This window comes from Synechococcus sp. W65.1 (assembly GCF_047461615.1).
In the GTDB taxonomy this organism is placed as follows: Bacteria; Cyanobacteriota; Cyanobacteriia; order Thermostichales; family Thermostichaceae; genus Thermostichus.
This window is the reverse complement of record NZ_JANSHI010000018.1, coordinates 9,344-20,291: the sequence shown is the minus strand read 5'-3', so window position 1 is coordinate 20,291 and position 10,948 is coordinate 9,344. Positions and strand designations below refer to the sequence as shown.

Genomic DNA, 10,948 nt, shown 5'->3' with positions numbered 1-10,948 from the left:
GGGCTGTCTCGACGCGCCTCCCTGAAGCGCCTTGGGATAGATGGCTAAAATCTCGTCCTGATGGGACTAGGAGTGTGTCAACCTGGTAAAGGTAGGGAAGTCTTCGGGTCTCAGGGAGCGGCAGACGAGGGAGCGGCTGTGGTCTATCGGGTTGGGCTATTGGGGCTGGGTACTGTCGGCACAGGCGTGGTCGAGATCTTACAGCGCCCCCCTCATCCTCTGTTGCAGGCAGTCGAAATTGCGGCGGTGGGGGTGCGTTCCCTGGACAAGCCGCGGCTGGTGTCGATTCCGCCTGAGCGCCTGACCACTGACCTCGAGCGGATTGTCTCGGATCCAGAGATTGATGTGGTAATTGAGCTCATGGGCGGCCTGGAGCCGGCTCGCAGCCTTATCCTGAAAGCCATTGACCACGGCAAGCCGGTGATCACGGCCAACAAGGCAGTGATTGCCCGCTATGGGATGGAGATCTTTCAGGCTGCCGCCCAGGCCAGGGTGGCCGTGCTCCTGGAGGCAGCGGTGGGGGGTGGGATCCCCATCATCCAGGCTTTGCAGCAGTCGCTGCGGGCCAGCCGCATTCAGGCGGTCTGGGGCATCATCAACGGCACCACCAATTTCATCCTCAGCCAGATGGCCCAGGAGGGCAGCTCCTTTGCCGAAGCGCTGGCCCAGGCCCAGGCTCGCGGCTATGCGGAGGCCGATCCCAGCGCCGATGTGGAAGGATGGGACGCGGCGGATAAGATTGCCATTTTGGCCAGCCTGGCTTTTGGGGTCGCGGTGCCGCGGCAGGCCATCCCCTGCGAAGGGATCGGCAGCATCAGCCCCACCGACCTCCGCTATGCCCGCGAGTGGGGCTATACCTTTAAGCTTTTGGCCATCGCCCAGAGGACTGAGGGGCAGGGAGCGGAAACAACCTTGGACATTCGCGTTCACCCCGCGCTGCTGCCCGTTACCCACCCCCTAGCCAACATCCACGGGGCGGACAACGCCGTCTGGGTGCAAGGGGATCCCTTGGGGCAGGTGGTGCTGGCTGGGCCAGGGGCGGGCCGGGGGCCAACGGCCAGCGCTGTGGTCGGGGATCTGCTCACCCTGCTTGCCCACCTGCAGACAGGGGCCCATCTCCCCAATCCTCTGTGGGGATTGCCTGCCTCTCCCCCTATTGCCTCGCTGCTGCCGCTGGCGGAGGTGCAGTCGGAGTTCTATGTGCGGGTGTTGGCCCAGGATCGGCCAGGGGTGATGGGGGCCATTGGCACCTGCTTTGGCCGCCATGGGGTGAGCCTGGAGAGCATCACCCAAAAGGAATGCCACCAGGAGCTGGCGGAGATTGTAATCCTCACCCACACCGTGCGCGAGGCCGACTGCCGCCAGGCGCTGGCCGAGATCCAACAGCTCCCCCAGGTGGCTGGGATCCCCAGCCTGTTTCGCGTGTTGCGCTAGCAAGTGGAGGAGGACAGACACCGTGGAGGCGGCAGTGGATTTTGCAACCCCCGAACTCCTCAGAGCCGAGGTGGTCGTCCTTGGGGCGGGCATCAGCGGTCTCACCCTGGCCTGGCGCCTGCGGCAGGGTCTATCGGCTAGAAGTAGCTCCGCTCAAGTGCTCTTGGCCGAGGCCAGCTCCCGCGTCGGCGGCTGCATTTCCACCCAGTCCAAAGACGGCTACCGCTGGGAGGAAGGCCCCAACAGCTTTACCCCCACCCCTGCCCTGCTCAACCTCATTGCTGAGGTGGGCCTGACCGACCAACTGGTGCTGGCCGATGCCAAGCTGCCCCGCTACATCTACTGGGAAAGGGAGCTGCTGCCGGTGCCGCTTAGCCCCGCGGCAGCCCTGGGCTCACGGCTGCTCAGTGTGGGCGGCAAGCTGCGGGCTCTGCAGGGCCTGTTGGGGTTTGTCCCGCCGCCGCCAGGGCACGAGGAAACGGTGCGGCAGTTTTTCCAGCGACAACTGGGATCCGAAGTGGCCGAGCGCCTAGTGGAGCCCTTCACCTCAGGAGTCTATGCCGGCGACCCAGATCAACTCAGCGCTGTGGCGGCTTTCCCGCGGGTAGCTGGCCTAGAGGAGCGCTACGGCAGCCTCTTTGCTGGCGCCCTGCAGGCTCTGCGCCAACGACCCCAGCCTTCTCCCGTAGCCATCCAACCCCCGCCCAAACGCGGCCAACTGGGCAATCTGAGGCAGGGGCTGCAGCAGTTGCCAGAGGCCCTAGCCCAAAAGCTGGGCGACAGCCTGCGGCTGGGTTGGCGAGCGGTGCAGCTTAAGCGGGAGGGAGAGCTCTATTGGGTGGGCTTTGAGACGCCAGAGGGATCCCGCTGGGTGGCTGCTCGCCAGGTGGTGCTGGCTCTCCCCGCCTATGAGGCTGCTGCGCTGCTGCAGGGGCTCAACCCCCCAGCCAGCCAACTCTTGGCGGAGATCCCCTATCCGCCGGTAGTGGTGGTGGCTCTGGCCTATCCCCAAGAGGCCCTGCCCCAGCCGCTGCGGGGCTTTGGCCACCTCATCCCTCGCTCCCAGGGCCTGCGCACCCTGGGCACCATCTGGGCTTCCTGCCTTTTTCCCGAGCGCGCTCCCCAGGGCTACCACAGCTTCCTCAGCTTCCTCGGCGGCGCCACCGATGCTGCCTTGGCCCGCCGGCAAGGGATCCCACCCATCCCTACGCTGTCTCCTGAGGAGCGAGCGCAAATTGCCCACGCCGAGCTTAGCCAGGTTCTGCTCACCCGCCGCGTCGAGCCCATCTACCTCGGGGAACGCCTATGGCCCCGCGCCATCCCCCAGTACACCCTCGGCCACCGGCAGCGGATAGCCCAGGTGCAGGCCCACCTGGCCTCCCAGACGCCGGGGATCTGGGTGTGTGCCAACTACCTGGATGGCGTAGCTCTGGGCGATTGCGTGCGGCGAGCTGAGGCCCTGGCGCAGCAGCTTTTGTCCCAGGCCTAGTCCTCCGCTAGTGGCCCATGGGTCGCCCCTACACGGCGCTGCTTTTGGTTCCCACGGGCATCGGCGCCCGCGTGGGTGGCTTTGCCGGCGATGCCCTGCCGGTGGCCCGCGCTTTGGCGGCTGCTGTCGACTGCCTCGTCACCCATCCCAATGTGCTTAACGGCGCCACCCTGTTTTGGCCCCTGAAGAACGTCCTCTATGTGGAAGGGTACGGCCTGGATCGCTTCTGCGCCGGGGAGTGGCACCTCAGGCCAGTGCGGCAAAACCGCGTCGGCGTCATCCTGGATGCCGGGATCCCGGAGGATCTCCGCCAACGCCACCTGCAGGTTTTGCAGGCCGCCCAGGCCACCCTGGGGCTGGACATTGGCCCCTGGCGCTTGACCCCTCGACCCTTAGGCGTTTCCGTCAGCTTCTCCCCCGCCGGCGCCAGCCAGGGATCCCTGGCCCAGCCGGATGCGCTTTTGGAAACTGCCCAAGAGCTCGTCCGCTTGGGAGCTGAGGCCCTTGCCGTGGTGGCCCGCTTCCCGGACGACCTTGACTTTAGCCAGTACGAGCAGGGGCAGGGGGTAGATCCCCTGGCCGGAGCCGAGGCCATCCTCAGCCACCTGGTGGTGCGGGAGCTGGGGATCCCTTGTGCCCACGCTCCTGCTCTCTACCCTGATCCTGACCCTAAGCCGGTTCACCCCCGGGCTGCCGCTGAAGAGGTGGGGTTTACCTTCCTGCCCTCGGTTTTGGCGGGGCTGAGCTACGCCCCCCAGTTTGTTAAAAGGGGGGATCCCCCCCAGCCGGGCGACCTGACGGCCGAGCAGGTGGATAGCGTCATTGCCCCAGCCACCGCCTTTGGCGGCCCCGGCCTGCTTTACCTAGCTAGCCGCCCCCGCCCGCCCCTGTTTATCGCTGTCGCAGAAAACGCCACGGTGATGCAGGTCCACCCTCGCCAGCTGGGGATCCCCCATGTGGCAGTTAGCTCCTACCTAGAGGCCATTGGCGTGGTGGTGGCCCACCGGGCTGGGGTGGCACTATCTTCCCTAAGACTGCAGGTCTAGGCCAGGTTTTGGCCCAGAAACGGCAAGAGACTGATGAGCAGCAGGCCCAGCGTGGCCAGCGACCCGACCAAGAAGGAGAGGGAGCGCCCGATGGGAATGTCGCCAATGTAGAAGAAGTTGTAGAGCAGCCGCGCCAGCAGAAACACGCCGCAGAGCACGGCCACCCCTTCATCGCCGCTGAGGCCAAACAGCCAGGGATCTGGGTGGGGGCCGGTGATGTAGGCTACTAGAGCTGAGGGCGCAAAGGTGCCCAGGGCCTCGAAGCCATTGGCGTGGGCCCAGGTAGCCCGCTGGCCGTAGGGAGGCAGCCGGTCGAACATCGCCCGGGGCGCATGGGGATCGTAGCCGACGCGGGCGCGGGCATAGCCCACCACGCCCATAGGCAGGTACACCAACAGGATGTCCGCTGCGATGGAGAACAGAGGAATGGCTTGCAGGGGGAGGTTGAACACCATAGGCAAAAGCAGCAAGGTGAGGGGGAAAAGCCGCACTGGCACCTTTTCCAGGCTAGCGGCTCTGCCAGGCGCTAGGTGGAGGTTTCTGGCAACATCGGGCTAGAGGAAGCCAGCAGGTAAGCCCCGATGGCCTCTAAGCTGGGTGGGTGCAGAAAAGGGACGGTGACAATGGCCTGCTGGGGAAAGCGCTGGGGCAACTGGGCCAGGATGGCCTGGTGGCGGCGCCGAAGAGCTGCACCAAAGGGGGTGGAATCCTCCGGCCACACGCGGTTGAGAACGGCATAGGGATGAGGGATCCCCAGGGCATCCAGTTCTGCCAGAAGGCGCTCAGTTTCCGCCAGAACTGCCTGTTCGGGGTTGAAGACGGGGATAAAGCTAGCAAACTGGGGATCCCGCAGCCGCTTTTGGAGCTGCCGCACCTGGGCCAAGAGATCCCGCAGCCGCTGCGCCCATTCCGGACGGCCCACCAGGTCGCGGTACTTCAGCCACAGCTTGAGGGCCAGGCTTACCCAGCCCTCCAGGGCCTGCGGCATCTGCAAAAAGCGCAGGAGATGGCCGGTGGGGGCTGTATCCACCACCACCAGGTCGAACTGGCCGCTTGACTCCTGTTGCAGCACCGTCAGCAGGGCCATCACCTCGTCCAGGCCCGGTGGAGCCATGTGCAAAAGCTGCCGCCAAGCCTGTGGGTCGTACTGGATTTCTACGCCTGCCATCCCCTCTCCTGCCAAGATGGCCGCCACCTCTTCCAGGTACGCCTGCCGGAAGCGCTCCAGCACCGCCGCCGCCTCGATCTCCTGGCCCAGCAGGTTGGGCAAGAGAGGGAGCGGCTCCTGTCCCAAGGTCACTTGGAACAGATCTCCCAAGGAGTGGGCCGGGTCGATAGAGACCAGCAAGAGCTGCTTGTCGGGATGGCGTTTGGCCAAGTTCCAGGCCAGGGCCCCAGCCACCGTGGTCTTGCCCACCCCGCCCTTGCCCCCTACCAAGAGCAGGCGGATCCCTTGGGCCAAAAAATCCGGAAGGCCCAAAGCCTGGCTCTGCCCAGAGGCCATCCCAAGGACTCTGTCCTGCTGGGGCGAAGGGGAGAGTTCTCCCGGGGCAGGGATCCCTTCCAACCGCGGCAGCACCTCCTGCAAGGGACGAAGCTGCTGCACCAGTTTGTCCAGCGCCGCCGGCCCAATCGGCTCTTCCAGTTGATAGGGACAGACCCAGATGGGGTAGCCAGCCAACTCCTCTTGGAGCGTTTTTAGCCAGAGCCGCTGCTCCTGCTGGCGGGCCAGGTAGATCCCTTCCAGGAGAACCTGGTTGACCAATAGGCCGCCAATGGGCACTCGGCGGTTCAGCAACTGGCAACAGAAGCGGCGGGTCTCCGCCACGCTCAACAGCTCCGGGATCAGCACCAGCCAGGCGACGGTACTCTCCGGGTCGGTCAGTCTGGCTTTGCCCCCCTCCAGCTCGCTTTGCAAACGGGCCAGGAAGGCATCGGCCTCATCGGGTCGATAGGTGCCTGTTAGGGATCGGACGACCTCGCGGTGCTTGGCCTGGAAGGTGGCAAACACCGCCAGCAACTGGTCGAGAAAGTCGGGCAGTTCCAAGAGCCGCAGGGTGTGGCCAGTGGGGGCCGTGTCCAGGATCACCGTATCCACCTCTTGGCCTGCCAGCAGGCGATTGACCTCCAGGATGGCCATCAGCTCGTCCACCCCCGGCCAGCTTAGATCCCACAGGGGCAGGAGATCTTCCCTGCCCAGCCAACTACCCCGCTCGGCAATGAGCTCCAGAGCCAGGCCGTAGGTCCGCTTAAAATCCTGCAGCAACACCTCAGCGTGCAAGGCGCGCACCTGCAAGTTGGGCCAATCCGGCAGGGGTTGGGGAACGTCCGCCACCGGGATCCCCAGCACATCCCCCAGGGAGTGAGCCGGGTCGGTGGACAGCAACAGCAGACGTCGCTCTGGTTGTGTCTGGGCCAGGTGACCGGCCAGGGCACAGGTGAGGGTGGTTTTGCCCACCCCTCCCTTGCCGCTAAACAGCAGCAAGCGACAGGCAGCAGGGAGGCGAGCAAAAGGGAAGTTGGCAAGTTGAGGAGGCGGCAAAGGGATCCCTCTTGGTTGGGCAGGTCACCCGTATTGTGGCCTGGATCCCGTTCAGAGAGCCTAGCGGAAAAGCATCTCGGCCACCGCGTCAAAGCCAGCGTCCAACAGGCGATCCAACACCGACTGGGCCTGGCTGCGGCTGTCGTAGAGGCCGGCCTGCAGCACGGTTCTGCCGTTGAACACCGTTTCCACCGCCTCGGGGACCAGCTGCCGCAGGCGATTGAGGTCGTCGCTGCCCTTGGGGGTCACCAAGACGCGAAAGCGGGTGGGCGAAGCTGGGGCCGAGTTTGAAGGTGCGGCTGGGGTAGTGGGATTTTCTCTGGCTTGGCGGCGGGCCGGCGGCGGCAGCAGGGTGGTGATGTCAGTGAGGGGAGCTGCAGAGGCCCGGCGGGCAGGAGCGACAGCAGCAGGCTCAACCGGCTGGGCGGGGGTGGTGGAGCCATCGGGGGTGAAGGGAACGGCAACAAACTCCTGGGCCTGGGGTTGAGCCCCTGCCGGCTGGCTGGGGGCACTGGGCAGAATCCGCCCTCCCGATACCGTTGGAGGAGGGGGAAGGGGGGCAGTCGATTGGGGTACCGTCACCACCGGAAGGGTGGGAGAGGCCGCCGCCGGCTGGGGATCCCTGCTGGAAGCTGGAGGCTTGGCCTGGGGAGCGCTGGGCAGCGTCAAGCCATTTGCAGCAATGGGTGGAGGAGCGTTGCTGGGCAAGGCAGCCACGGTAGTCTGGCCAGCCAGATCCAGTTCCCCTTTGGTTGTGCCTGCCAGTTGGTTGCCGTTGGCGTTGAGGCGCAGACCGCGGGTGGCGTTGAGGATGTCGTACTGGCCGTTGCCCTCAAAAATGTTGTTGCCCGGATCTAAGGCCGTGCCCAAGTCTGGCTGGGCGTTGGTGATGGCCGTGAGACCGGTTTCTAAGTTGCGGGCGATGAGATTGTTGCGCAGGATGGGACGGGCGCTGCCGCCGACAACAACGCCTGTGCGGTTTTGCAGGATGCGGTTGTGGCGGACAATAGGGGCCGAGCGCTGGTCGATGGTGAGGCCAAAGCCAGTTTCTTGGAAGAGGTTGTTGACAATGGTGGGCTGGGAGGTGCCCAAGACGGAGATGCCGTTGGCCCCATTTTTGTAGAAGCGGTTGCCCTCTATCCAGGGGTTGGAGGCGCCGGCAATGAAAATGCCGTCGTGGATGCTGCCCACAAAGCTGTTGTTGAGAATGCGGGGAGAGGCCGATTCTACCCAGAGGGCATAGCCGCGGCGCCCCTGGTTGCGCAGGGTAACCCCCCGCACCTCTGAGCCGGTCTCTGCCAGCAGGGCAACATTTTGCCGAGCCAAGGTTGGGCTTATGTAGGTGCCGCCGCCATCGATAAGGTAGCCCTCTCCCAGGGTGGACTCATCTCCGCGCAAGATGAGGCCGGCCTTGAGGCGGATGGGGAAGACTTCGCCGCTTTCTGCGCTGTAGACCCCCGGCAGAAGCTGGATAATGCTGCCGGCTGGGGCCCGGCTGATGGCATAGGTGATGGTCTTAAAGGGGTTGCTGCGGGATCCATCCCCTTGGGTATCGCTGCCATTGGCGGCATCCACAAAGATGACCGGGCGATTGTCCGGCAGCGGCGGCGCTTGGGGCAGGGCTTGCTTCTCCAGAAGGCTGGCGTCTAGAGAAGTTTGCGCCCAACTGGGATCCAACTTCGCGGCCACCAGTAAGCTGGTGCTGAGGAGAAAAGAGACCGCTAGCCGCCTCAGGCTTGGAGCACCCTGCTGCCGCCGCAAGGCAGGCAAAGCTGCTATAGATTGGTGTTCGCTGGATTTCTGAGGGTGGATAGACGATAGGCAAGGGATCATAGTGCTCATCCCCACACCAGGCTGCGCTAGAGAAGGAAGGTCGAGGTTATCCTACCAAACCTAACCGGCAAGATCCTGCCTTAGCCCCCACCTCTAGGTACGGATTAACGCCGACTTGGAATACCTGACACTACCCCTAGAGTGTCCCCCTGCCATGACCGACGAAGGCTTGCCCAAAGAGTTGCCCTTGGCAGAAGCCGAAACCCCGCCCTTCGCGGCCTCGCCGTGGCCGCCTCTGCTCAAGCTGCTGCTGTTGGGGATCCCGGCCCTCCTATTGCCCTTGGGCCACTGGACAAGGCAGCCAGCCTTGGGCTGGGGGGCGGTGCTGGCCTGGCTGGGCCTGGCGAGTTGGTGGGGGCGTCCGCTCTGGGTGCAGATTGGGCGCGACCTCTGGCAGTGGCTGACTACTTGGCCCACTCTGGGATGGGCGGTGGCTGCCCTTGGCTTGGCTGGGGTGGGAGGATTGGCTGGGAGTGGGGTCTTCTCGACCCTGGGATCCCTGAGTTGGGAGGCCATTGGGGCCCTGGGCGAGGTGTTCGGGGCTACAGGCCAGATCCTGATCGCCCTTCTAGCTGCCTACATCGCCTGGCGGCAGTATGTTATCTCCCGGGATCTTACCATCCAGCAGAACATCATCACCCAGCAGCAGACCATCGACGCCTACTTCGAGGGCATTTCCAACCTGGTTCTCTCCCCTGACGGGCAGTTGGACGACTGGCCCCTGGAGCGGGCCATTGCGGCTGGGCGCACGGCAGCCATCTTGAACGGGGTGGATCGCTTTGGCAAAGCCAAGATCCTGCGCTTCCTCTCCACCGCCAACTTGCTCAGCCCCCTGCGCCGCGACGAACACCTGGGCCGGCCCATTTTGGACGGCAAAGGCGGCTACCAGCGGGATCGCGTGAATGGCATCCGCGTGGTTAACCTGGGCACGATGCTGGAAGGAGCCGATCTCCATGGCACCTCGTTGCGGGGGGTAGACTTCAGCGATGCCAGCCTAGAAGGAGCTGACCTGCGGGATTGCGATCTTAGCCACACCAACCTCTGCGGGGCCAACCTGCGCAATGCTGACCTCCGTGGGGCCGATCTTTACCGCGCTTTGCTGTTTGTGGGATCCCTCCAGACAGCTTCCCCTGTCCAGCCGGGGCAAAAGCCCGATTTCAAAACGGGAGCTTACGCCGGCGCCATCGTGGCGGGGGCAGACTTTCGCCGGGTGCGTCGCCTTTCCCCCGAACAGAGAGCTTACCTAGCCGCCTGGGGAGCTAAGCTCGATCCCGAGCCTCCGCAGGGAAAAGGGGCGAGGGGTGAGGGCCTGCCAGGGAACCGTTCAAGCTAGCTAGAGATGGCCCGCTTGTTCACCAAGTTTTGGCTGCTGGAGCGCTACCTCTTTGGCCAGATGCTCGCCCCCCTTTTGGCTGGCCTGGCGGGAGGAACCCTGCTGCTTTTGGCGGGCCGGCTCTTTACTCTAGCCGAGCGGCTAGTCGAGGGATCCGTGCCACCCCTAGGGGTGTTGCGCCTTCTCATTTTGGATCTGCCGGAGATGGTGGTCCTGGGCATGCCCATCGCCGCTTTTTTTGCCACCCTACTGACCTTGGGCAAGCTGAGCGGCAACAGTGAAATAACCGCCATGCGGGCGGCGGGGATTCCGTTTACGCGCATTTTTCGACCCCTGCTTCTAGTGGGGCTGCTTTTGAGCCTAGCCGCTTTTGTGATGAGCAACGTGCTCTTGCCAGCTAGCAAGCGGGAAATCCGCCGTATCGACCAGCAGGCACTTCTGACCCAGGCCACCAGTTTGGTGCAATACGACGTCTTTTTCAAAACCGAAGACAACCTCTGGTTTTTTATCCGCCAGGTGGATCCCCGCCTCAACACCATGCAGGATGTCACCATCTTGCGGGTGGATCCCTTGCCGGGGGGCAAGTACCAGTTGGTGGAGGTGACCCTGGCAGCTCAGGCAGTGTGGAATGGCCTGGGCTGGACTCTCAGGGAAGGCGTAACCCACCGCTACGGCCCCGACGGCCTCAGCCTGGCTGAGGAACCCTTCGACTACAAGCCGCTAGAAGTCTCCCAAGATCTGGCCACCCTGATGCAGCCGCCAGTTCCCCCCAACGAGCTGAGCCTGCCGGAGCTGGCGGAGCGCATTGCCCACCTTGCCCGCTCCAACCTCAATACTCAGCCTCTGCGCACCGAGTTCCACATGCGCTTTTCCCTGCCCTTGGCCAGCTTTTTTGCCGTGCTCATTTCCCTCCCCTTAGGCTCCACCACCGCGCGAAGCGTAGGCCGCTACGGGGGCGTCGTCTTGGGGATCCTCTTGGTGTTTGCCTACTACGTGGTGCTGAGCGTGTCTCGCAGCCTTGGGGAAGCAGGAGCTCTTCCCCCCTGGGCAGCAGCCTGGAGCTTCAACCTCCTCTTCGGCGGCCTCGGCCTGCTGCTGTTGGCCCGTTTCTTACGCTAGGGAGGTCGACTTCCACGAGTTTTCAGGAGGCTTTTGCCAGGGAAAAGCTTGGCCTAGGGTTAACCTAGGGCTAGAAGGCACCTATAGGTACAGGGATCCCCCTCCTCCCCCAGGGGGTTTCTCCAGATCCACCTTACTTATGATGGGTATAG

The 10,948-nt window shown here is 64.2% G+C and carries 8 protein-coding genes; 5 read left to right on the top strand and 3 right to left on the bottom strand.

Annotated features, from left to right (window positions below; all coding sequences use genetic code 11):
- Window positions 1-138 precede the first annotated feature (138 nt).
- The 3 genes from NW806_RS09805 to NW806_RS09795 are packed head-to-tail and all read left to right on the top strand — an operon-like array spanning window position 139 to window position 3,969.
- A complete protein-coding gene (locus NW806_RS09805; protein WP_414410959.1) occupies window positions 139-1,434 on the top strand; it encodes a homoserine dehydrogenase in 1,296 nt (431 codons plus the stop codon).
- Window positions 1,435-1,468: 34 nt separating this feature from the next.
- The gene (hemG, locus tag NW806_RS09800; protein WP_414410958.1) at window positions 1,469-2,923 is read left to right on the top strand and encodes a protoporphyrinogen oxidase; all 1,455 of its coding nucleotides are present in this window, start codon (window positions 1,469-1,471) and stop codon (window positions 2,921-2,923) included.
- Between the two features lie 17 nt (window positions 2,924-2,940).
- Window positions 2,941-3,969: a DUF3326 domain-containing protein gene (locus NW806_RS09795; RefSeq protein ID WP_414410957.1), complete on the top strand. Its 1,029-nt coding sequence runs from the start codon at window positions 2,941-2,943 to the stop codon at window positions 3,967-3,969.
- Here the strand turns inward: NW806_RS09795 and NW806_RS09790 are convergent.
- From NW806_RS09790 to NW806_RS09780, 3 genes are read right to left on the bottom strand one after another with little or no spacing between them, the layout of a single operon-like run.
- Window positions 3,966-4,466, bottom strand: coding sequence for an MAPEG family protein (locus tag NW806_RS09790; protein WP_414410956.1), 501 nt, complete (start codon window positions 4,464-4,466; stop codon window positions 3,966-3,968). The genes NW806_RS09795 and NW806_RS09790 overlap by 4 nt on opposite strands.
- Window positions 4,467-4,495: 29 nt before the next feature.
- Window positions 4,496-6,511, bottom strand: a complete 2,016-nt coding sequence (locus NW806_RS09785; RefSeq protein WP_414410955.1) for an ArsA family ATPase — start codon at window positions 6,509-6,511, stop codon at window positions 4,496-4,498.
- Window positions 6,512-6,571: 60 nt separating this feature from the next.
- Entirely contained in the window at window positions 6,572-8,353 is a 1,782-nt protein-coding gene (locus NW806_RS09780; RefSeq protein ID WP_414410954.1) for a DUF1565 domain-containing protein, read from the bottom strand.
- Between the two features lie 145 nt (window positions 8,354-8,498).
- Here NW806_RS09780 and NW806_RS09775 point away from each other — a divergent pair, with 145 nt between their 5' ends.
- The gene (locus NW806_RS09775; protein WP_414410953.1) at window positions 8,499-9,677 is read left to right on the top strand and encodes a pentapeptide repeat-containing protein; all 1,179 of its coding nucleotides are present in this window, start codon (window positions 8,499-8,501) and stop codon (window positions 9,675-9,677) included.
- A 6-nt stretch (window positions 9,678-9,683) separates the two neighbouring features.
- On the top strand, window positions 9,684-10,796 hold the full coding sequence (locus NW806_RS09770) for an LptF/LptG family permease (protein WP_414410952.1): 1,113 nt from the start codon (window positions 9,684-9,686) through the stop codon (window positions 10,794-10,796).
- The last annotated feature ends 152 nt before the right edge of the window (window positions 10,797-10,948 follow it).

Bases quoted from the DNA above. Each gene is read 5' to 3' on its own strand.
- NW806_RS09795 (WP_414410957.1), top strand. From the start codon at position 2,941: ATGGGTCGCCCCTACACGGCGCTGCTTTTGGTTCCCACGGGCATCGGC.
- NW806_RS09780 (WP_414410954.1), bottom strand. From the start codon at position 8,353: ATGAGCACTATGATCCCTTGCCTATCGTCTATCCACCCTCAGAAATCC.
- NW806_RS09775 (WP_414410953.1), top strand. From the start codon at position 8,499: ATGACCGACGAAGGCTTGCCCAAAGAGTTGCCCTTGGCAGAAGCCGAA.
- NW806_RS09770 (WP_414410952.1), top strand. From the start codon at position 9,684: ATGGCCCGCTTGTTCACCAAGTTTTGGCTGCTGGAGCGCTACCTCTTT.